This is a genomic window from Psychrobacter sp. 16-MNA-CIBAN-0192, from assembly GCF_040309565.1.
In the GTDB taxonomy this organism is placed as follows: Bacteria; Pseudomonadota; Gammaproteobacteria; order Pseudomonadales; family Moraxellaceae; genus Psychrobacter.
The window spans coordinates 25,084-46,243 of record NZ_JBEOOX010000018.1; the positions used below are offsets into that span (position 1 = coordinate 25,084).

Sequence of the window (21,160 nt, forward strand, 5' to 3'; positions counted from 1 at the left end):
TTTCTCATATTTGTCAAACTTATTATAAATTTCACTCAAAATAATTGTAGGGATATGATATATGACAACTAAGTTGGAAGTGACTGACGTATTCACACCACGTAATAGTAATGTAAATTTGAATATGTACATTCATAGGCCAGAACTTGAGAAATCTCTATTAAGGTCTGTAAAAAGAAATACTCACACATTAGTTTTTGGTGAGAGTGGTAATGGAAAATCTTGGTTATATAAAAAGGTTCTAGATGAAAACAATATTCCTTATGTAGTTGTCAATTGTGCAAATGCCTCTAGAAGAAACTCCATAACTGAAGTTATTTATGAGTCTATTATCCCCCCTGGAACTGCTCAGAAGCTGGGTTACGATGAAGATAAGAAAGCTGAAGTTAATGCCGTTTTCGCAAAAGGAGCGTTGAACCACTCAGCTAAATATGAACTATCTCAGGAAGAGCCTTTACTTCGAGCGTTTAAGCACTTCAACTCTCTTCACTCTCAGAAAAAAATTATTGTGTTAGATAACCTAGAATCTATCTTTGATTCAGCAGAGCTAATGGATGAGTTAGCCAATATTATTATTCTTTTAGATGATAGCGCTTATTCAGAAAACAATGTTAATTTATTGATAGTTGGCGTTCCTAATGACGTACTACATTATTATAGAGCAACTAAAAATCTTGAGTCCGTTGCCAATCGAATTACAGAAGCTAGAAAAGTTGAAAGCCTTGATTTTCAGCAAGTTTATCACCTAATTAAGAAAGGGTTTGAGCTCTTAGAGATTGATATATTGGGACCAGACTTAATGAAACTAACCACTCATATATACAGTGTGACACTGGGTATAGCTCAAAGAGTACATGAATATGGTGAACATTTAGCGTATGCAATTCAAGATAATGATGGAATTTATGAAACAAAGTTAATTGAAAATACCGATTTTAACTGGTTAATTGAGAGTTTTAGACAAACTTATCAGGTTATTGAAGAACATCTGAATAGCCGGGAAACTACTGTAGCGAGGAGAAACCAAGTTATCTTCTGTATAGCTAAGATAATGCAACATCAGTTTGACTCAAATGATGTTGAAAGGCTAATTCGTGAAGAATTTCCCGAGACTATAGCCAATACAAATATGGGTATTGGAGCTATATTAGCTACCCTTTCTAGAGGTGAAAAGCCACTATTGAATAGAAACTCTAAAAATAATAACTACTCTGTTCGAGATGCTCGTTATATTATGTGTATAAAGTTAATGCTGAGTAAAAAAGAAGACTCTAGTGGAGTTTCACAAAGAAAATTACAAAGATAGCTAGCAAAAATTAATTTGGTAAATTTAGGATGATCGTACAAACAATTATTAATTTATAGAGCCTGTTTAGATGTACAGACTACTTTATCTACCTATTCAAAATCGAGGTATAACTTTCGTGACAATAAACTTTGCCACGACGAGGCTTTTTAGCTATTATTGAAGCGGTAGCTTAGTGGGCTGAGGTGCTTACAGCACCTTGCACATGAGTAGTGTCGAGGCAACGTGCCTAGGTGCTGTGCGCCGCAGACTGCCAACTACAATTGTAAAGCAGGATTAGCTCCAAGCCCCTCAAACAAAAACGCCAGCTATTTATTTAGAGAGCGTTTTTTCATTCAAGACATCCCTCATTTGCTATAATAGCGCCACTTTATCAAACAACTAACCTCACGGTAACGCTATGAATTTCTCAAAATTTGGGCAAAAATTTACGCAGCCAACTGGCATCTCGCAGCTGATGGATGATCTAGGCGATGCACTAAAAAGTGATCAGCCGATTAATATGCTGGGCGGTGGCAATCCTGCTCGTATTGATGCCGTCAATGAGGTTTTTCTAGAGACGTATCGAGCATTAGGTAACGATGACGCTAATAACACCAATGAGCTGAATAGTACCGCCCTAACCAGCATCGGTAACTACTCTAATCCGCAAGGCGATGCCGCTTTTATTGACGCGTTAGTTGGTTTTTTTAACCGTCATTATGATTGGAACTTAAGCGCTGATAATATCGCCTTGACCAATGGCTCACAAAACGCCTTTTTCTATTTATTTAATCTGTTCGGTGGCGCATTTAACGATGCGAGTGCCAATAACGATAGCCAAACCGTAGACAAGTCTATTTTGTTGCCCTTAGCACCTGAATATATTGGCTATAGCGATGTGCATGTCGAAGGTCAGCATTTTGCTGCCGTCTTGCCGCATATTGATACGGTTACCCACGATGGTGAAGAAGGATTTTTTAAATATCGCGTGGACTTTGAAGCGTTAGAAAATCTGCCTGCGCTGATTGAAGGGCGTATTGGCGCAATTTGCTGCTCACGCCCGACAAATCCTACTGGCAACGTGCTGACCGATGAAGAAATGAGCCGGTTGAGCGATATCGCCAAGCGCTATGATGTGCCACTGATTATTGATAACGCTTATGGCATGCCGTTCCCCAATATCATCTACTCCGACGCGCACTTAACGTGGGATGACAATACGATTTTGTGCTTTAGCTTGTCCAAAATCGGCTTACCTGGTGTGCGTACGGGTATCATCGTTGCAGCGCCTGAAGTGATTGCCGCTGTGAGTGCGCTAAATGCGGTGGTCAACTTATCCCCTACTCGCTTTGGTGCCGCCATTGCCACGCCATTGCTACAAGACGACCGTATCAAGCAGTTATCTGACAATGAGATTAAGCCGTTTTATCAGCAGCAAGCCACTTTAGCGGTACGTCTACTAAAAGAGGCAATGGGTGATTACCCAATGATGATTCATAAGCCTGAAGGTGCTATTTTCTTGTGGCTATGGTTTAAAGATTTACCGATTACCACCGACGAGCTGTATGAAGTTTTAAAGAAAAAAGGTACGCTGATTGTGCCAAGCCAACATTTCTTCCCCGGTGTCGATGTGACCCAGTATCCGCATGCACATGAATGTATTCGTATGAGCATTGCCGCTGATGAACAAACATTGATTGATGGCATTAAGGTGATTGGAGAAGTGGTACGCGCGATTTATGATGGAAAATAACTGATTGATGGCTGAATCCACTTCATTGCTAATAACGAGTGAAGCGGATTATAACTGACTTCAGCAGCTTATTTTCATTGCTTACTTTAACGGTTTACTTTAGCAATCCTGTCGGCTTAGTCACGGGCTGAAAAATATTCGTCCACTTAGTTAATGCGTAGAGTACATACGGCCAAAAACAGGTATTAAGCAAATCGTGAATACTGTTGCCGCGCTGGGTGCTACTGATCCCCAACACGCCCAGCTCGCTAATGGTAGAGCGATTGTCCAGATACTCGCCCAACAAAGCAAAGCCAGTCACCATTATTAATGCTATAAAGGCGCGGATACTGTACTTTCTGAAAATAGGGCGAAATAAAAATAAACTGAACAAATAAATACTGATGCCAAAATAAATATGTAGGGCATCTTTTTCAAGTCCAGTAACAGCCATAATGCCTAGTTTAAAATTTTGAAAATCCACTGATTTTTTCCAAATATAAAAGTGCATGATAATGTTAGCATTAAGAATAAAAAGGGTGAGCCCTGCTAACGCAAACCCACCCCATTTTTTAATTCATTATATTAAACCGTGTTGCTAACTTGCTTATCTCAATTCTCTTATCTAAATCTTCCAATCTACAAAATTCTTTAACAACTGCAAACCTGCGGTATGGCTTTTTTCAGGGTGAAACTGGGTGGCAAAGAGATTATCTTGCAAAATACTGGCACAAAACGGCTGACCATAATCACAAACGGCAGCGATTTGCGCCTTATCAACTGGCTCACAGTAGTAGCTGTGCACAAAATAAAAGTGCGCATTGTCCTCAATACCTTGCCATAGTGGATGGCTAAAATCCATCTCACTAATGGTATTCCAGCCCATATGCGGCACTTTAATCGTAGCATCTTGCTCATCTGTCCACGTCGGATTAAAGGCGGGTACTGAGCCTTCTAAAACGCCGAGACATGGCGTACCGCCATTTTCAGCAGATCGCTCAAATAACGCCTGCATACCGACACAGATTGCCATCACTGGCTTATTAAAGATGGCATGACGAATGACCTCATCAATGCCAGATTCCTGCATGCCAGCGATACAGTCACGCATTGCCCCAACCCCGGGAAAAAAAATCTTATCCGCTGCTGCCACGACTTTGGGGTCATTAGTAATAGACACTTCTGCGCCAACGGCTGACAGCGCTTTGCTGGCTGAGTGCAAGTTACCCATGCCATAATCTAATAATGCAATTTTTGTAGCACGACTCATCTAAAACGCCTCTTTGGTCGATGGCAAAGTATTTAGCGCACGCTCATCATATTCGCAAGCCATACGTAGGGCGCGGGCAAAGGCTTTAAAAGTCGATTCGATTTGATGATGGCTATTTTTGCCTTTTAAATTGTCCAAATGCACCGTCATCCACGAATGATTCACAAAACCGTAGAAAAACTCACTGAATAAATCCACATCAAAGGTGCCCACATGCGAACGGGTAAATGGAATCTCCATATGTAAGCCTGGACGACCGGATAAATCGACCACCGCACGCGTTAATGACTCATCGAGTGGCGCATAAAAATGCCCATAACGACGGATGCCCTTTTTATCACCGAGCGCTTTGTTAAATGCTTGACCCAAAGTAATGCCCGTATCTTCCACACTATGGTGATCATCAATAAAAGTATCGCCCGTGCATTTTATTTCTAAATCAAACAAACCATGACGCTTAATTTGGTCAATCATATGATCTAAAAATGGTACGCCAGTATCGACAGTGCCCTGACCCGTGCCATCTAGATTGACCGTACAAGTCACTTGGGTTTCTGCCGTATTGCGCGTTACTGTTGCAACGCGTGCAGGACGACCATGTAGATTATTATTTGATGAGGTCAAGGTTGCTTGGTTTTGACTTTGATCTGAAGATTGTCCAGTAGTATTGGCGGTCATAGCTATCCTATATAAGTATAAAAGCAATCCATTAAATAGGGCTGTCAATCAGCCCATCGTGTTCTCCATGCGAGAACCATAAAACATTAATAAGTAGTAATATAAATTAGTGAGTAAGAAATAAAGTTAATAAGAATTAATAGTAATTAAATATCGATTATCAACGAGCTACAGCCCACCTTCTCCTAGCGTAAAACGGTAGGATAAAGGCAGACTAAATATGAGTTATCCTTATCATAGCAAACCCGCTGCAGGACTGCCATGACCAAGATGCAAACCATACGCAAATTGGCGCTATTCTGCTAAAATAGCATATTCAGTTTTATCAATCATTGGTTTATGCTGATGATACGCTGTTACAGACCATTTTATAGGAACTGACTATGCCACTAGAAGCCATTGCTATCAATAATTTAGATGCGCCACTCATTCAAAAGCCTACCCGCGAGCATGAATTAGCTGAGCGTCTGCAAGCCTTGTATGATGCTGATAATAGTCAGCCGGATGGGACAGAAGTATTACAAATCATTGCGCAAGGGTTTAAACGTGGACAGTGGCTATATGTTGGTATGTTTAATGATAAGCCTATCGCTGCGGTTGCCTGTTTTGATGATGATCAAACCGATACCAAGCGCCTGCAATATTTAACCGTACACCCAGAGAATCGCAATCGCGGTATTGAAGCCAAGTTTATCAAGCAAGTTTATGATATCGAAGTCAGAAAAGGCGTACGTCAATTTGCACCGGTTGATAGTGACATTCATCGTATCATGACGGATTATGGGCTGCTACAAGTTAAAGCGTAATCTATGAGCAATACCCTTTAATTCAAACATATCAGGGTAAAAATGTGGCTTCATAGGCTTTTTTTGATTTATTTTAATAAATAATGCCAAAACATCTTGACAGCAACGCGGATATTTAGTTTAATAGCGCCTCAACGACATGGCTCGATAGCTCAGTCGGTAGAGCAACGGATTGAAAATCCGTGTGTCGGCAGTTCGAACCTGCCTCGAGCCACCATTCGTTACTCTTATTTTGCTTTTAAATAAGCATAAAAAAAGCCCCAGACCTTCGTGTTTGGGGCTTTTTTTATGCCTGCAGTAATGGCTAGCTTCTATTAATCCTCACTTTCTAATGACTACTTTCACTGATTTATAACATATCTGTGCTACATTTAAATAGTGTAGGCTCTTTATACTAAGGCTATCTATGGACAGCCGATAGGTAAGATAATGAAAGAGTTCGATTACGATTTGGATTATAAAAATCTAGACCTGCGTGCTCATCCTGAATTGTATCGGGTAGGACGCGGTGAGCAAGGCGTGCTCTTGGTTGAGCCATATAAGTCTGAAATACTTCCGCATTGGCGCTTTGCTACCCCAGATATTGCCCTTGAGAGCAGCGAGACCATTTATCAGATGTTTTTAGATTATCTAGCCGCTGATGATTTCGTTGGTGCGGATATGGCGCGTAAGTTCATTCAAATGGGATTTACCCGTGCCCGCCGTTATGCCAATCATAAAGGCGGCAAAAAGTACAAAGGGGCGGTTCCGGACGATAAAAAGGGGCAAAGTGGTGCGCATGGACGCGAGGAGTTACCACGTCAAGAGGAAGACCCTATCAAAGCAGAATCCGCGCGCATCTTTAAACAAAAATGGGATATGTGCCGAGAAAACCCCGATTATATTAAGCTGAAAGACGCACACCGCAAGCGTTATCAAGATAAATAACGTTAAGATAGCTAAAAAAGTCTAGCAAATAATAGCAAGAATGCTAGTAAACAATAATGACTAATCCGAAAAATGAGCGTAAATGATGACTAATCAAGCAATCGATAAGCAACTGTTAATTTTCGACTTTGATGGCACGCTGATTGACAGTGTTCCTGACTTGGCAGACGCTACTAATATTATGCTAAGCCAACTGGATATGCCTACGTATCCGCTGCAAACAATTGAAAAATGGGTGGGTAATGGTGCAAGAAAATTAGTCGAGCGGGCTTTATCGGGCAGCGTTGAGGTTAACGACAATTTAGCATTAGCCGATGTGGAAGCAGCTGAGCAACTATTCTTTGACGCTTATGGCGCGCATGACACCAGTAAAACGGTTGCCTACCCGGACGTTGACTCAGGCTTAAAGCAGTTAAAAGACGCGGGATTTACCTTAGCCTTGGTGACCAATAAACCCATACGCTTTGTGCCGCATATTTTAGCAGGAATGGGCTGGTCTTCATTGTTCGACATAGTATTGGGCGGTGACAGTTTACCGCAGAAAAAACCCGATGCCGCGCCATTACTGCATGTCTGTGACACCCTTAATGTTGAGCCTAACTCTGCATTAATGATTGGCGATTCTATCAATGATATCTTAGCCGGTAAAAACGCTGGAATAGAGACGGTTGGCTTATCTTACGGTTATAACTATGGTAAAGATATTCGCGACAGTCAGCCAAATCAGGTATTTGATAGCTTTGCTGAATTATTAACGTGGTTATTTAAAGAGAAGACTGACACCATAAACTAAGTGCCATTTTTCATATCACTATTATTTACTACGGTAGCTTAACGCCTCCGACACATGAGCACTATTAATATGCTCGTTGTCCGCCAAGTCGGCTATCGTACGCGCCACCCGTAACACGCGATGATAGCCACGCGCTGATAAATTTAGGCGCTGTTGTGCTAACTGCAAGAGTTGTTTTTCACCTTCGCCCAACTGAATATATGTATCAAGCTCGCTTGGGCTAAGCTCATTATTTACTTTCTGTTGGCGTTCTAATTGGCGTTTATGGGCAGCATCGACCCGTAGGCGTACTTGTTCTGAGCTTTCTCCAGCCGTGCTATTCTGCAAATCAGCAATCGGTAACGCGGGTACGGTAATGTGTAGGTCAATGCGATCAAGTAATGGTCCCGATAGCTTATCCTGATAGCGTTTGATTTGCTCCGGACGACAGCGGCTGACAACTACAATTTTAATTGATAATATGAAGGAGATAGCAGGTAAAGTTAAACAAAAATAGATGATAATTTGATGACGATTACTAAAAGTACAATATTAAACGATAATTCTCCAGCACGAATCATCCCTCGAAATCATAGAACTCTGACAGGATTTATTCATGGTAGTAACGATGGACTGTATTCTGGGTTTGAATCAAGTCTAGAACGTGACGCTTTAATACTAATTGAATTCAATCCGTCTATAGCAAGCTACCTATCTCAGCCAAGAAGCTTTAATTACTTTCATGATAAAAAAAATAGAAAGTATACACCCGACATTTTCGTCGAGCATAGCAATGGAAAGAAGCTTTATATTGAGGTTAAGTTTAGAGAAGATATCAAGAAAGATTGGGATATATTGAAACCTAAGTTCAAAGCGGCTATCAAAGAATTGGCTGACGAAGAGAATACACGGTTTAAGATTTGGTCAGAAAAAGAGATTAGAACACCCCTTTTAAAGAACGCCACCTTCCTCCTTCCTTATAGACATAGAAGTTTTGAGCAATATCAACTTGAGATGCTTAAAAAAGTTATTTCAAGGTTTCATGAAACAACTCCTGAAGACGTTATCAGAATTTGTTCTAGTAACTTGGAAACTCGTGCTGAATTCTTAAATACTTTATGGTACGCCTTGTCTAATCAGATAATAAAGGCTGACCTAACTCGTCCTTTGACAATGAAATTACCTATATGGATGTAGCCAAATGCAAGCAGTCAAATTAAATATAGGCGAGGAAGTGTTCAATGGTAATTCTCGCTATAGAATAACAGCTATTTTAGACATGGAGCATGTTTGTGTTCGTAGTAGCTTTACTGGTAAAACTGATAAGTTTCATATTTCTGAGCTGTCTTCAAGCCCTATTGATGAAGGTAGGTTGGATGTAATACCATCTATTGAGCTGATGAATATTCCAGACGATGAATGGGTTGAAATACATAATAAGGCTGGTCTGTTCAATACTATCCTTCAATCAGATTATGAGGATAGACGTGACGAGATCAAAAAGTCTGCTGAGGAACTAGAAATATCTGAACCCACTTTATATAGGCAATTGCAGAAGTACAAAGCAAGCAATGGTGATCCTACAAGCTTATTAAGAAAAAAGCGCGTGGATAAAGGACGTTTTGAACCTGAAGTTGAGAAGATTATACAGTCCTGCATAACTCAATATTTATCGACAGATAAATTAAAGGTTTCAGACGTTTTTAGAAATCTAGAAATTCAAATTTATCAGTACAATAAATTGAACGGCACTTCATTAGTTACTCCACATATTAATACTTTAAGATATAGAATATCTCAGCTTACAGCTGCTGAAATAGGATCTACGAGACTTGGTAAAAATGGCAAAGAGTCTTACCGTCCTGTTATAGGCAAATTTCCAGAAGTAATAAAGCCACTAGAAATTGTACAAATTGACCATACCCCTCTTGATCTCATAATTGTTGATGATGTCAATCGTCTCGCTATAGGTAGGCCAACGATTACATTAGCAATTGATGTTTTTAGTAGAATGGTAACTGGATTCTATATTTCATTAGAGAAGCCAAATATCTTGCTGACAGGCTGTTGTATTACTCATTCTGTCTTGGATAAGAAGAAGTGGCTAGCTGATCACAAAATAGATGCTCAATGGCCTGTATATGGTCTCATAGACACTATCCACACTGATAACGGCAAAGAGTTTCACGCTAAGGCTTTAAAAAGAGCTTGTGAGAAATACCACATCAATCTAACTAAAAGACCAGTAGGAACACCAAGATACGGTGGTCATATTGAAAGACTCTTCAAAACGTTTAACGATACAGGTATACATACTTTACCAGGAACCACAAAATCAAACATCGTAGACAAAGGAGAATATGATTCTGAGAAAAAAGCAGTCTTAACGCTATTTGAGCTTGAAACTTGGTTTACTGAACTTGTAGTGAATGTTTATCACCATACTGACCATTCTGAACTTGGGATGACACCTTTTGAAAAATATAAGGAAGGCATTTTAGGTAACGATACTACTTTAGGTAGAGGCTTACCTCCTAAGATAGAAAACGAATTACAACTTAAAATTGATTTTTTGCCTCATGAGGAAAGGAGTGTTCAAAAATACGGCATACAGCTATTCGGTGTTCTTTACTACCATGACCTTTTAAGAAAATGGATACGTCAACCCGACAAGACACGTAAAAACTCAAAGAAGTTCACTATTAAATACGATCCAAGAGACCTAAGCTCAGTATTTTTCTATGATCCAGATATGAATGCTTATATCACTGTACCTTACAGAAATTCTAGTAGACCAGCCATATCCTTATGGGAACTAAAAGAGATTAAGAGAAAACTGGCAGATGCTGATTCATTAAAGCAATTTAATGAAGATGATATTTTCGAAGCTAGAATAAAAATGGCAAGAATAGTTGAGAACGCATCAAAGGAAACTAAAAAAACGAGACGCTTGAAGCAAAAGGAGTCTGTCAGAGCAAGAGAATCTATTCCTCAGATAGCTGAGAGAACAAAGATTATTGAAGAGTCTTACTTAGTCGAAGCCGATGACATAGATTTCGACATTCAACCGTTTGATGACGTAGAGGAATAACAAATGGAACACTTATCTGATAAAGCGCGAAGCTTAATAGATGCTCCAAACGATCAAAAAATTCTCTATGCAAATACAGATAGATGGATTGGTTATCCAAGAGCTAAAGAAATACTTGAATCTCTAGAAGATCTAATGTGCTATCCGAAAACAGACAGAATGCCCAACTTATTAGTTATAGGCGACTCTAACAATGGTAAGACCAAAATACTGAAGCACTTTATGAAGCGTTATCAAGTCGATATTGATGAAGATACAGCACTGATATTGGAACCTGTTGTCATGGTTTCAGCGCCTTCAAAGCCTGATGAAAATAGCTTCTATATTCGCTTACTACAAGAACTTTGCACTCCATATGTAAAAAATGAGAGTACTGGCGTCAAAAGAGAAAGAGTTATCAGAGTCCTAAAAAAGCGAAAAACAAGGATGCTAATTATTGATGAAATTCAGCATGTTATTGCAGGTTCATATAACTCTCAACGAAACTTTCTTAATGCGATAAAAGATTTGAGCAATACGCTTCAGATCCCAATCGTAGGTGCTGGTATTGAAGATGCTTTTCATGCGATACAAGTTGATACTCAATTGGCTAACCGCTTTCAAGTAGAAGTACTACAACGCTGGAAAATAAATACATCTGCCGATAAGAAAAACTTTGCTCGACTCATTGCATCTATCGAACAAAGCTTAATTCTACCAAAAGCTTCTTACCTGTATAAAAAACCATACCTTGATCAGATTTATTATTTAAGTGAAGGCCTGATTGGTGAAGCATTCCAAGTATTAAGGCAGCTGGCTATATTTTCTATCAGGAATGAACAACCCTGTATTAATCAGGATACATTTGAATCTTTAAAACTATTGCCTCCTTCAAGCAGACGTAACCTGCTGAACCAACTAAGATGAAAAAAAAGTATCAGGGTCTAGAACTATCTTATAAGCTGCAATTGCTTCCAATATGCAAGGATGAGCTTATAAGGTCTTGGTTGGTCCGTAACGCACTATTTTTCAACATGAAGCCATCGCAGCTATCCACTATAATTTTTCAAAATACTGATATTTGGAAGTCAGATATTGATGTCCAGCTCTCTAAAAAAAGTGTTCAATCATTTCTGAATGCTATTGAAATAAAAGAAGAAGACTTACTAAGAAACTTGCTATCTTCAAAATGCGAACACTTTTATCCTCATTTAAACGATTCTAAACAAGTTAAGTGGTTACTACAGATCGGTGTTCATCAAAGAGGACAGAAAAACAGTCTACAGTACTGTCCAGAGTGTATTGCTTCAGATAGAGTGCCCTACTTTAGAACATATTGGCGCTTAGGGTTTCTTACAGCTTGCCACATTCATGACATATGCTTTTTAGATAGCTGTACCAACTGTAATTCCCCGATAGACTTAGTTCGCTACAATAAGACTGATAGTATGTCTTTCGAGCCACTAGATTACTTGAAGTGTAATCAGTGTTCTTTTGATTTAAGAGAAGCACCACGAATAAAGCCTAGTCATTATGAACTTGAAGCCAATAAAGAACACTTCAAGTTGTTAGTTGAAGGGCACGGTAGTATAGGTAACTTAACTTTCAACTATTCACACATATACTATGACGGTCTCAGACGGATCATGTCGTTCATTCTATGCAGTAAAAAAGGGATAGATATGTTTGAATATATTGTCAACGAATATAGTTTCGATTCTGAATATATTGAAAGTAGAATAAAAGTATCACGTCACTCAGAACCTGAACATCTACCTATTACTATAAGAAAAATTGGTGTTGTATTTTCATACTATATAATGAGAGACTGGCCTATAAGCTTTATAAAAATATGTAAAGAGTTTGGGATCACTAAACGGTTTATATACTCTCCGCATCTTAACTATTCTTTTTGGCTACAAGAGACCTTGGACTTAAGGTTAAATTAACATTATCAATTTTGATTAATAACGATACTTTAATCAAATACATGATCTTCGGTTATGAATTTTTCAATGACTTTGGCACTAGTAAAAGAAGCATAACTTTGATAATCATCATTTTTATCATCATCACCGAAATCAGATACTGATTTAACTGCAAAAAAAATTAAATCGTTATAGTCAGCTAACTCACAAGAAGTATAGAAGGCTGCAACCTCCATATCTAATCCTTTCAATCTTTTGTTGCTATTGTATGCTTCTAAAATAGTATGTTCATCGCCGATTACAGCACTTCCTGTAGCTATTGCTCCCTTACTGATTTTAAGACTCTCATTCACCTTAGTTTTATCACTAAATTCATCATTTATTTGATTTATACTATCTTGATTATCATTGATAAAAAACTGAAGTTTTTGATCTAATTTTCTTCCGATACTTGATTGTAAAGGTGAAGGATGAAAACGTGTGGTTCCATTAACACCTTCTAACTTCCCTTCATTGTAGTTCCAAGAAAACTGAGCAATAACTATGTCTCCATATCTACTTTGACCTCTTACACCTGCACAGATACCTGACATTACTATAAGTTTTGGTTTAAAAAGCTGGATCAATTTGGTTGCGATTATAGAAGTATGTATCATTCCTTTCTCTGAAATAGAATGTAGAACGACATCTCTATGATACCCTTCTCTATCAATAAAGGATCCTTTATACCCAAAAAGCCTATTGCCTAAAGGTGTTTGTCGACTCCAATTCCATTTCACATATTCCATAAACGCAACAGCTTCTGGATCATGCAAAGCTGTTATTATACAGACATCAACTGTGCTAATAGGATTATGAGTTTCTGTATAAGATAGTATATCTGACAATGTTTGTTTCCAAGAATCCTCAGTTTCACTATATTTGATAATTGTCCAAGCACACTTTTGGAATTGCCGCCTAGCAACAACTTCTAATTTATCATAAGCAGTAAGTCCAACACTTACTCTTGGTAAATTATAAATATTATCTCGATCATTGATTTCTTTGATAAATTTTAATGTCGAATCTAGATCTGGTTCAAAACCAAAATTTGATGGTAGGTTTAAATCTAATATCATTAAATCATATAATACCTCTTTATTCCTTAATTTCTCTTTTGCTTGATGTACTGTCATTACATTATCAATCTTTACCTCATTATCATTATATTTATGATAAATAACACTAAATATAGACTGGGTTTTTTCACTATTATCATCAACTATTAATATTTTCATTTACTTCCTGTAAGAACACTATTAATCTTTCTTTCCAATCGTCTATTAGGCCACTGTATTTTATTACGCTAATATCTAATTTTGAGGAGTAATCATTTAACTGCTTTGTAAGCTCACTTAACGATATATCTGATACGCTCTCATTAGAATCGTCTAGGTTACTGAAAAAATCGTAAGCAGTTACTACAACAATTGGAATACATCTACCATCTCTAAAAATCTGACGAATAACTTCTTTCCCTCCAAACCCCTGCGGTCTACCACCAAATTCATTTCTACTAATATCGAAAGTTGGTAGTGACATATCAAGAATAATACAGTCAAAATACTCTTTACTTTTTAACAAATTCTTGGCTGACTTTACTGAATGAGCTTCTGATATTACAGATTCTGAGAAGTTCTCTTCGATCAGACTTATAATATTTTCTTTTTTGGATAATTCATCTTCTACAACTAGAACTCTCATACTGTATACCCACTATTAGGATTGAATCGTTGTTGTAAATTTAGTATAAAGTAATCATTCTCGTAGCCAAAACTTATATCCCCATCAGTATCCTTATATAAAACCATCGCAGCAATTTTGTATAGACCTGAATTACCTTCAGATGTTAATTTATCATAATACTTACGCTGTTTTATATTTTCTCTAATTTCATTTAGTATCGTTTTATTTTCTTTTTCCATTTCATATGTTATTTTATTCTTAAAGCTGTATTTTATTAGTTTATTTTTATGATCTAATTTAACATTGATATCCAGAGTAACCATATCCATATGAACATGATCATTAATATTACCAATAATTATTTGTATAATATCCGCTAATGAAAGTAAGTTTGTAATCAATAGCTCTACGTCGTTTTCAACACTAATTTTGCATTCTATTTGAGTAGAAGAATGCCTTGCAATAGCTGCTTCTATAGCAATTTCTAGCCACTTTTCTATTTTAAAAAGTGGCTTAGATGTTAGTCTATACTTAAAGAACCAGTCAGATGCTTTCCTTAGATTTTCAGATGATAATCTATTGGAGTTAATTATTTGACGGCTCATAATGTCATAATATCTTTTGTCTGATTGTGAGAATATATTTTTAAGGTTGCTAGATAACCTATCATGTATACTTGAAACTTCTAAGCAAAACTCATTTTTAAATCTTGTTCTAAGGTTACCTAAGGAAGGATCTAAAATACTCCAAAATAGATTGAAGCACGTCGTTACAAAATCCTCCATATCATAATTTTGAATTAATGCTCGTAAGATAGTAAGAGTGTTTTTATCAATTTCAAGTTTTAGAATACCATCAGGATATTTATTACTGTTAATTTGAATATACTTATTTTTTATATCTTCCAAGTAAGTATCAAGTTCGTTCGTAAATTGCCTCAGCACTCTATTTATTTCATCATGATAATACTCAGGTGTTTTCGACATCCAAAATTCGTTTGGTTTATAAGCTTCACCTTTAGAAGGTTGATTTGTTACTAAGTGATACTTGTCAGGCGCTGCTCGTACAAAGCCAATTATAGAGTTATGTCTTATTCTTAAGCTCAAAAATCCATCTAAGCCAAATTTTGGGTGATGTAAAAAAAGACCCTTTATATCATTAACAATTTCTAAGAGTAAACTGTCGGCTTCATTATTGGGAGTGCTCAAGATATTCTGAAGCTCAAGATTTTCTTTACTGTTAATAAAGGCATCAATTACTTTATCAAAGTTTTCAGAAACACCAATACCAGCTTCTACAAGATTTTTATACCTTGTAAAACTACTTTGATATGTATCAAGTATTAAGTTACTTAGAGCTTCTTCATCAACATGGATACGGCTACCATCTATGTATTCTAAACCAGATTTAACTTTTAACTCTGATGTTATTTCAAGTATTTCCTGATGATAGCCTTCTGAATTTTCATTATCTATTTTAATGAGACTACTTAATATCCGTCTACGCTCTTCACTTAAATCTTTAGAGCTTTCAAAACTATCACAATTGTCTAGTATGTTATAAACACATACTTGTGAAAAGAAATAGACAAGTTGTTTTTTAGTAGCGTCTATAATCGAAACATCAATTTGAGAAGGAAAGCTTATATTTAACAGCTCAAGTTGAGTGTTTAAGATGTACGATATTTCACTTTGGAGATCATCTGAAAACAAAATCGAATTATACTTGTGTAGGACGATTAATGTAGGTATCAAATTATTACCGCATTCAAAGCATTTGTTTGCTATTTTAAAAGGATCATCAATTATGAATGTAATCAAACTATCTTCGAAATCATCGTTAAGAATAAAGTTACTCAAAAAATTAATTTTTTTGGTGGTTATATTTTTTATAAAATCATTTTTTAGACTCAACAAGTTAAATAAGTTATTAAACCTATTATCGACAACCTGCTTATTCAAAAATATAGAACTATTCGAATTAAACAACTGATGATATAAATATTTAACTTCGTCAGAACCATGAAGATAATTGATAAAATCTTTATCGCCCTGAGATTCTTGATAATCTTCTATAAAAGAAATATAGTTCTTATCAAACGTTTCAAAAAATAAAATAAAATTTTTCAAGTAATAAAAACTATCATTTCTTGATAAAAGATCACATAACAGGCTGAGAGTAGTTAAACTCAACTCATATTCTTTATTGAATAGTAATAAATCTTGCAAAAGCAAACTTATTTCATTTAGAATATTTATCTCATCTCTATTGATATAACCTTTTTTCTTGAGAGTTTGGCTAAAAATTTGAGGTAGAATATTTTTGTCATAGTCTTTAACTATTAGATCTTGAACAGTATCTAAATCTTGCTTGGTCAAAAAGTTTGAGAAAGATAGCTCTTTCGATATAAGATTTCTTCTAAGTGTAGTACTTATGGTCTCGAATTGATCAACAATATTGAACTTCATTTCATAATGTAATATTTCATTCAAGCTATGTTTTTCACTTATAGTCTCGGAATTTAATTTATAAGATAAATAATTCCTTAAACTTAAATCAATTAGATTACCATTATCATTAAAGTATTTTTCCAAAGAATCTCTAAATCTATTAATATCTGTCCCTTGTTCATTTTTAGTACTCAGTCTATGTATGATAAAAGGCAGTAGTCCCGAACTAGATCTACTTCTTATTTCACTCAAATAGCGTTTTTGTTTTTCTAGACCAAAATACAGTTGGTAAATTGTTAATCTGAGCGATATAGACCAAAGACTTTCGCCACATATTTTATCCATAAAATTTAGGCGTTGTAATAACTCATCTATTTTATTCTCTAAGAGATACTTATATACTTCTTTCTTTAGAGTAATGAATTCTTCAATTATTTTTCTGTTAGCGTCTATCATTTTAACTGAAAGGCTTATATTCAAGAGTTTTCTATCTTCAAGTTTTTTTTCATCGTGCTTAAATATACCAAAAGGTCGTGGATATCGACTTAACTGATAACCTACAGATTTTTTTGTCCACACTACAAATTTTTGATAAGTATGCGTATCAAGTGTGACTCTAGCTTCTTCCAAAATATCTATGATAGATAGCTCAATCTTTACTGAGCGCTGTAGTTTAAAACCCTTAGAAAATGTATTTGAGTTTCTTCCTGCGAACACAGGAATGTTGTTGTTGTTTGCAATTACTCCTCTAACCTTTTTTCTAAGTTTTTTGTGCTCATTTTCTACAGACATTTCTTATACCTTTTGAAATAATAAGTAAGCTGCTAATATTATACTTAGCGAACTCATTGTAATAAAAACACCTCTAAATATCTGTCCATAAGTAAAGACTTTATTTATTTTTTTGTCTGTATTTCTATTTTTTAAATCATCATTATCATTACTGAACAAATTTATACCAGTGGTGTTAAATTGATTCTCAAAACTAGCCAAGGCTTCTTCACTTCGCTTAATTAAGAAAGAGGTACGTTGATCTAATTTATGGAACAAAAAACTAAATAATGTTAATAATATGCATAAAGTAACTTCTAAAGATATAAGATCTTTCGTTGATTGAATACTATATCCTATGGCAGAGCTAATAACGCCGCATATTACAATATAGAAGTTAAATAGCATCATTCTTTGCTGTGAATGTATTGTAAAATACTTCCACAAATGATCAATTACAACTTTAGAATCCATTTTAGTGCCCTCAAATCGCCTTCGTATAATTTTATTTTTGAATATAATCACCAAAAATTAGTATTCTTTAAGAAATGATAAATACGTGCATTAGACTACATAATCCAAATAAAGATCATCCAAGCTACAATAGAAGCTAAAAAGCAGATAAGGCTGATTGTTTTGCAGAAAAAGAACAAACGAAACTTATCTGAGGGGATAACATTCTCGTATCTGTTGGTTCCCTTCAAGAGGAGGTGTAATCGTTGAATACTTAGTTTATCAACTAGGTCTCTTTCACTTCTTATATCAGTATATAAGTAAATAGCTCCAAAAATTATACCTAACGCATTAGTAATAATAGCAATCTTAAACAGAGTTAGTTGATTACTTTGTATGAGCAACGATTGACTATCGAACACTGATGGCATTCTTGTAATTTGAGATACTATGACTGAGAATACTCCAGCAGCAATAGCAATTAACCACTTCATCCATTCATAGTCTTTTTCATTGGCTGCGTTTTGACGCTCTGCACATGCTCGCTGAATTTCATCAAGCGTAGGTTTCAGTGTTTCATGATGATGATAAAAATCTACTGTTATCCCTTCTCTATTCATTTTGTCTGATAGCTGATTTTGAAGGTTTTTTAATTCTTGCTTACTCATTAGCTCATAACTCGTTTAATCAACCATTTTAGGATTAACATACCTAGTAACATTAGATATCCAAACCACCAATACCCTTGTATGGTATTGATAACAATTAAAGGCGCTTGCTCAAGGGCTACAATACTGCTGTTCATAGTAGAGATGTGTTTTCTTCCTATGAGATCAAGCACAAAGTATCCAACTAAAGCCGCAACAGTAAATATCATTACTGCCATCAAGAATCTTTCATCAATTCTCCGCATGATACTTTACCTCAGTGGTTCTTGTTTGGTAAATAGTTAGTAGACCACAACCACTTAGGTTGAAAGCAGAGCCAGAGTGTTGCAATAGAGATTACTAGCATAGGAAATATAAAAAATACAGTGATGTAGTTACTCATTATTCATATTCACAGACAATTGTATACTTATTATAAATTATTAGAAGCTTTTAGCCATTGCACATATTTTATTAACGATTCTATCTTTGATAGACTCATTAACGCTAGTATGATTCAACCTATTGACTACTTCGAATTTGGATTTTAAGGTTTTTCCAATTCCCTTGCCTTTGTCTTTACTAATTTTGTTTATAATTTTTTCTAACTCAGTCTCACTTATACTCAATGAATACTTAGGACTAGTAAATAGATATAACCCATATGTTCTACCTTCCTTAGGTTCAATATCTAAGCAATACACAGTAAAACCGTCTACCTCATCTATGTTTTCTATTTTTAGTAATAGCCCTTTTCTGTCTCTAAAAGAAATCATAGACCATTTGGTTCCTCTAAAAGAGAACTCGCCATAAGGTTCAGCAGCATTTATTCTATTTGTAGGTAATGCTGTAATTCGCCAGTCGTCTTGTTCTACCTCAATTTCACTGAATGTTATAGAAATATCGGTAAATGACTTAATTTCAGTTGCATCTTTACTAGTTTCAAGCTGCACAGGATTAATTGTATTACCTTGACTGTAGTTCTCTTCTCCTGAAGATCCTTGATTTATTTCATGATTTTTTTGAATCTGCTCTAGTTGGGTAATGCCGACAGCGTTATAGATCAACTCTTCACTGTTTCCTTTTTCTTGTTTCTTCTTTACTGGTAACTCATCGAGAAACGGAAAGCGTCCTTCTTGATGAACGTCAATTCTTAATTCAATCTCTTCTGCGTTGGAAGGACTATCAATCATCAACTCTATGTCCTCTTGCTCAACTGAACTTTGTTCTTTTGGTATTCTGACCTCATATTCTTCCCTATCACGATCTGGGAAAGTCTCCGCACTAATAATCTCTAATTTATTAAATGGCCAAGAATGATGACATGTCTGTATTTTTCGGATTAGGAAATATTTATTAATACTATTTTTTTTGCTTACATAGTGACCTATGACCTCAAGCTTTGCTCCACCTACAAAAGGTAGGTTCGTTGTTAAAGGTAGTTCAGTAACATTGTCATAATAACCACCGATCTTTGACTTTTTTAAGTACCTATAAGCATGACTGTGAACTTCTCGCATTGCACTCATTGCCACATCGTCCAGTAAACCTCTTGCTAAGAATGGAACATCACTATCAAGAAAATGCCTACTATTTAATTTTATCGAACATATATCTTTATTGTCTTCTATATTTCCTATCAATGTGGCTAATTCAGCAATTAAGTCTTCACTGAATAAACGACGAATAAAGTATTTAGAGGCGGCAAAATAATGTCTGACAATTTCAGAATGGGGTATTAGAACCGTGACGGATTCGCCTTTGAAGGTAGAGTTAGGTATGCATAGTAAGGATAAATTATTGTTGTTCTTAAGAAATTTAAACTGCGCAGAGTCATCTAACTTATTTATCATTTCTTTATAACTAGTGTCTTCTCTTTCATCACCTAATTCGATAGTTTCAGCTTCCTTAGGTTCAAAAACTTTTTTGATAGTTTTTGAACTAGTAGCCTTCCAAATGGAGCCTGATGATAAAATATATAGATACTCGATTTCTATGTCTAAAATAATCGATCTTGATAAGAGGTCATAGCCCATAAAATCAAAGTAAGTGTCATAATCTTTTTTTGCAGATAGCTTTTTAAATTCCCCTAACTGGCGACTATCTTGTAATTGTATAAAATTGACTGTAAGAAACTTAAATAAATCGTCTTTGCGAATTTTTCTAATTGCTTCTAACCTATAAAGGCTACCTTTTTTAAAATAATTATCCTTAAATATTAGCTTCACATCGAATCCCTGTACTCTTGTTTAGAGGACTCTAGATATTATCATTTATGTTTGTTTTTATCACTTATATTTATAATTATTGATTAGTGTTGTAGTTGTCAGCGGCAGCGCCCTGAACCGTCGCCATCATAGCCGCAGGGACAAGGATTCATCGCTGCAACCAGCTGAAAGTTAGCCGGAAACGTCATTTGTGAATTGGCACGGCTGATGGTGATTTGTTTAGCTTCTAATGGCTGCCGCAAAACTTCCAATACGCTACGCTGAAATTCTGGCAGCTCATCTAAAAACAACACCCCTTTATTCGCTAAAGTAATCTCACCAGGTTTTGGACGCGAGCCGCTGTCAATTCCAACAATAAGTGTCATAATAAGGTCTTATTTTTTTGCCTACAGCATATTATTACCTAAATTAGATG

General features: G+C 36.0%; 19 protein-coding genes, 1 tRNA gene and 2 pseudogenes. 10 read left to right on the forward strand and 12 right to left on the reverse strand.

Annotation, left to right across the window (positions count from 1 at the left end):
• Positions 1 to 61 precede the first annotated feature (61 nt).
• Positions 62 to 1,306 carry an ATP-binding protein gene (locus AAEY78_RS11595; protein WP_352339501.1) on the forward strand — a complete coding sequence of 415 codons (1,245 nt, stop codon included), beginning with the start codon at positions 62 to 64 and terminating at the stop codon, positions 1,304 to 1,306.
• A 400-nt stretch (positions 1,307 to 1,706) separates the two neighbouring features.
• The gene (locus tag AAEY78_RS11600; RefSeq protein WP_352339502.1) at positions 1,707 to 3,041 is read left to right on the forward strand and encodes a valine--pyruvate transaminase; all 1,335 of its coding nucleotides are present in this window, start codon (positions 1,707 to 1,709) and stop codon (positions 3,039 to 3,041) included.
• Positions 3,042 to 3,135: 94 nt separating this feature from the next.
• On the opposite strand, the gene AAEY78_RS11605 is transcribed toward AAEY78_RS11600, so the two are convergent.
• The 3 genes from AAEY78_RS11605 to hisB form a co-directional block, all read right to left on the reverse strand.
• Entirely contained in the window at positions 3,136 to 3,504 is a 369-nt protein-coding gene (locus AAEY78_RS11605; protein ID WP_352339503.1) for a hypothetical protein, read from the reverse strand.
• Between the two features lie 141 nt (positions 3,505 to 3,645).
• Positions 3,646 to 4,290 carry an imidazole glycerol phosphate synthase subunit HisH gene (gene hisH / locus AAEY78_RS11610; protein WP_352339504.1) on the reverse strand — a complete coding sequence of 215 codons (645 nt, stop codon included), beginning with the start codon at positions 4,288 to 4,290 and terminating at the stop codon, positions 3,646 to 3,648.
• Positions 4,291 to 4,968 (reverse strand): imidazoleglycerol-phosphate dehydratase HisB, encoded by a 678-nt coding sequence (gene hisB, locus AAEY78_RS11615; protein ID WP_352339505.1) that lies wholly within the window; start codon positions 4,966 to 4,968, stop codon positions 4,291 to 4,293. It lies immediately after the preceding gene.
• 383 nt (positions 4,969 to 5,351) lie between these two features.
• On the opposite strand from hisB, the gene AAEY78_RS11620 reads away from it, so the two are divergent.
• From AAEY78_RS11620 to AAEY78_RS11635, 4 genes are all read left to right on the forward strand, one after another.
• Complete coding sequence (locus tag AAEY78_RS11620; RefSeq protein ID WP_352339506.1) at positions 5,352 to 5,774, forward strand: hypothetical protein; 423 nt, start codon at positions 5,352 to 5,354, stop codon at positions 5,772 to 5,774.
• Between the two features lie 141 nt (positions 5,775 to 5,915).
• Positions 5,916 to 5,991, forward strand: a tRNA-Phe gene (locus tag AAEY78_RS11625).
• 212 nt (positions 5,992 to 6,203) lie between these two features.
• The gene (locus tag AAEY78_RS11630; protein ID WP_352339507.1) at positions 6,204 to 6,701 is read left to right on the forward strand and encodes a DUF4385 domain-containing protein; all 498 of its coding nucleotides are present in this window, start codon (positions 6,204 to 6,206) and stop codon (positions 6,699 to 6,701) included.
• A gap of 82 nt (positions 6,702 to 6,783) precedes the next feature.
• Positions 6,784 to 7,494, forward strand: coding sequence for a phosphoglycolate phosphatase (locus tag AAEY78_RS11635; protein WP_502943753.1), 711 nt, complete (start codon positions 6,784 to 6,786; stop codon positions 7,492 to 7,494).
• A 21-nt stretch (positions 7,495 to 7,515) separates the two neighbouring features.
• On the opposite strand, the pseudogene AAEY78_RS11640 reads toward AAEY78_RS11635, so the two are convergent.
• Positions 7,516 to 7,926 (reverse strand): annotated as a pseudogene (locus tag AAEY78_RS11640) (magnesium chelatase subunit ChlI family protein); the annotation flags it as partial.
• Positions 7,927 to 8,001: 75 nt separating this feature from the next.
• Here AAEY78_RS11640 and AAEY78_RS11645 point away from each other — a divergent pair.
• Genes AAEY78_RS11645 through AAEY78_RS11660 form a run of 4 tightly spaced genes read left to right on the forward strand, consistent with a single transcriptional unit; the run spans position 8,002 to position 12,492 of the window.
• Positions 8,002 to 8,670, forward strand: coding sequence for a TnsA endonuclease N-terminal domain-containing protein (locus AAEY78_RS11645; protein WP_352339508.1), 669 nt, complete (start codon positions 8,002 to 8,004; stop codon positions 8,668 to 8,670).
• Positions 8,671 to 8,674: 4 nt separating this feature from the next.
• Entirely contained in the window at positions 8,675 to 10,564 is a 1,890-nt protein-coding gene (locus AAEY78_RS11650) for a TnsB C-terminal domain-containing protein (RefSeq protein WP_352339509.1), read from the forward strand.
• A gap of 3 nt (positions 10,565 to 10,567) precedes the next feature.
• Complete coding sequence (locus tag AAEY78_RS11655) at positions 10,568 to 11,470, forward strand: TniB family NTP-binding protein (RefSeq protein WP_352339510.1); 903 nt, start codon at positions 10,568 to 10,570, stop codon at positions 11,468 to 11,470.
• Positions 11,467 to 12,492 (forward strand): TniQ family protein, encoded by a 1,026-nt coding sequence (locus tag AAEY78_RS11660; RefSeq protein WP_352339511.1) that lies wholly within the window; start codon positions 11,467 to 11,469, stop codon positions 12,490 to 12,492. The genes AAEY78_RS11655 and AAEY78_RS11660 overlap by 4 nt, the downstream gene beginning before the upstream one ends.
• A gap of 29 nt (positions 12,493 to 12,521) precedes the next feature.
• Here the strand turns inward: AAEY78_RS11660 and AAEY78_RS11665 are convergent, their stop codons facing one another.
• The 8 genes and pseudogenes from AAEY78_RS11665 to AAEY78_RS11700 all read right to left on the reverse strand — a co-directional run.
• A complete protein-coding gene (locus tag AAEY78_RS11665; RefSeq protein ID WP_352339512.1) occupies positions 12,522 to 13,748 on the reverse strand; it encodes a phosphorylase family protein in 1,227 nt (408 codons plus the stop codon).
• Positions 13,729 to 14,214 (reverse strand): response regulator, encoded by a 486-nt coding sequence (locus AAEY78_RS11670; protein WP_352339513.1) that lies wholly within the window; start codon positions 14,212 to 14,214, stop codon positions 13,729 to 13,731. Before AAEY78_RS11670 ends, AAEY78_RS11665 begins: the two co-directional genes overlap by 20 nt.
• Positions 14,211 to 17,438 (reverse strand): hypothetical protein, encoded by a 3,228-nt coding sequence (locus tag AAEY78_RS11675; protein ID WP_352339514.1) that lies wholly within the window; start codon positions 17,436 to 17,438, stop codon positions 14,211 to 14,213. The genes AAEY78_RS11670 and AAEY78_RS11675 overlap by 4 nt, the downstream gene beginning before the upstream one ends.
• A 3-nt stretch (positions 17,439 to 17,441) precedes the next feature.
• Positions 17,442 to 17,891 carry a hypothetical protein gene (locus AAEY78_RS11680; RefSeq protein WP_352339515.1) on the reverse strand — a complete coding sequence of 150 codons (450 nt, stop codon included), beginning with the start codon at positions 17,889 to 17,891 and terminating at the stop codon, positions 17,442 to 17,444.
• Between the two features lie 95 nt (positions 17,892 to 17,986).
• Positions 17,987 to 18,538: a hypothetical protein gene (locus AAEY78_RS11685; RefSeq protein WP_352339516.1), complete on the reverse strand. Its 552-nt coding sequence runs from the start codon at positions 18,536 to 18,538 to the stop codon at positions 17,987 to 17,989.
• On the reverse strand, positions 18,538 to 18,756 hold the full coding sequence (locus AAEY78_RS11690) for a hypothetical protein (protein ID WP_352339517.1): 219 nt from the start codon (positions 18,754 to 18,756) through the stop codon (positions 18,538 to 18,540). Before AAEY78_RS11690 ends, AAEY78_RS11685 begins: the two co-directional genes overlap by 1 nt.
• A gap of 204 nt (positions 18,757 to 18,960) precedes the next feature.
• Entirely contained in the window at positions 18,961 to 20,745 is a 1,785-nt protein-coding gene (locus AAEY78_RS11695; RefSeq protein ID WP_352339518.1) for a hypothetical protein, read from the reverse strand.
• 101 nt (positions 20,746 to 20,846) lie between these two features.
• Positions 20,847 to 21,092, reverse strand: a pseudogene (locus AAEY78_RS11700) (ATP-binding protein); the annotation flags it as partial.
• Positions 21,093 to 21,160 lie beyond the last annotated feature (68 nt).

What these genes read in the sequence shown, in the direction of transcription:
- AAEY78_RS11650 (WP_352339509.1), top strand. Translation starts at nt 8,675, where the DNA reads ATGCAAGCAGTCAAATTAAATATAGGCGAGGAAGTGTTCAATGGTAAT.
- AAEY78_RS11665 (WP_352339512.1), bottom strand. Translation starts at nt 13,748, where the DNA reads ATGAAAATATTAATAGTTGATGATAATAGTGAAAAAACCCAGTCTATA.
- AAEY78_RS11645 (WP_352339508.1), top strand. Translation starts at nt 8,002, where the DNA reads ATGACGATTACTAAAAGTACAATATTAAACGATAATTCTCCAGCACGA.
- AAEY78_RS11685 (WP_352339516.1), bottom strand. Translation starts at nt 18,538, where the DNA reads ATGAGTAAGCAAGAATTAAAAAACCTTCAAAATCAGCTATCAGACAAA.
- AAEY78_RS11660 (WP_352339511.1), top strand. Translation starts at nt 11,467, where the DNA reads ATGAAAAAAAAGTATCAGGGTCTAGAACTATCTTATAAGCTGCAATTG.
- AAEY78_RS11630 (WP_352339507.1), top strand. Translation starts at nt 6,204, where the DNA reads ATGAAAGAGTTCGATTACGATTTGGATTATAAAAATCTAGACCTGCGT.
- AAEY78_RS11680 (WP_352339515.1), bottom strand. Translation starts at nt 17,891, where the DNA reads ATGGATTCTAAAGTTGTAATTGATCATTTGTGGAAGTATTTTACAATA.
- AAEY78_RS11600 (WP_352339502.1), top strand. Translation starts at nt 1,707, where the DNA reads ATGAATTTCTCAAAATTTGGGCAAAAATTTACGCAGCCAACTGGCATC.
- AAEY78_RS11595 (WP_352339501.1), top strand. Translation starts at nt 62, where the DNA reads ATGACAACTAAGTTGGAAGTGACTGACGTATTCACACCACGTAATAGT.
- AAEY78_RS11620 (WP_352339506.1), top strand. Translation starts at nt 5,352, where the DNA reads ATGCCACTAGAAGCCATTGCTATCAATAATTTAGATGCGCCACTCATT.
- AAEY78_RS11675 (WP_352339514.1), bottom strand. Translation starts at nt 17,438, where the DNA reads ATGTCTGTAGAAAATGAGCACAAAAAACTTAGAAAAAAGGTTAGAGGA.
- AAEY78_RS11670 (WP_352339513.1), bottom strand. Translation starts at nt 14,214, where the DNA reads ATGAGAGTTCTAGTTGTAGAAGATGAATTATCCAAAAAAGAAAATATT.
- AAEY78_RS11690 (WP_352339517.1), bottom strand. Translation starts at nt 18,756, where the DNA reads ATGGCAGTAATGATATTTACTGTTGCGGCTTTAGTTGGATACTTTGTG.
- hisH (WP_352339504.1), bottom strand. Translation starts at nt 4,290, where the DNA reads ATGAGTCGTGCTACAAAAATTGCATTATTAGATTATGGCATGGGTAAC.
- AAEY78_RS11635 (WP_502943753.1), top strand. Translation starts at nt 6,784, where the DNA reads ATGATGACTAATCAAGCAATCGATAAGCAACTGTTAATTTTCGACTTT.
- AAEY78_RS11655 (WP_352339510.1), top strand. Translation starts at nt 10,568, where the DNA reads ATGGAACACTTATCTGATAAAGCGCGAAGCTTAATAGATGCTCCAAAC.
- hisB (WP_352339505.1), bottom strand. Translation starts at nt 4,968, where the DNA reads ATGACCGCCAATACTACTGGACAATCTTCAGATCAAAGTCAAAACCAA.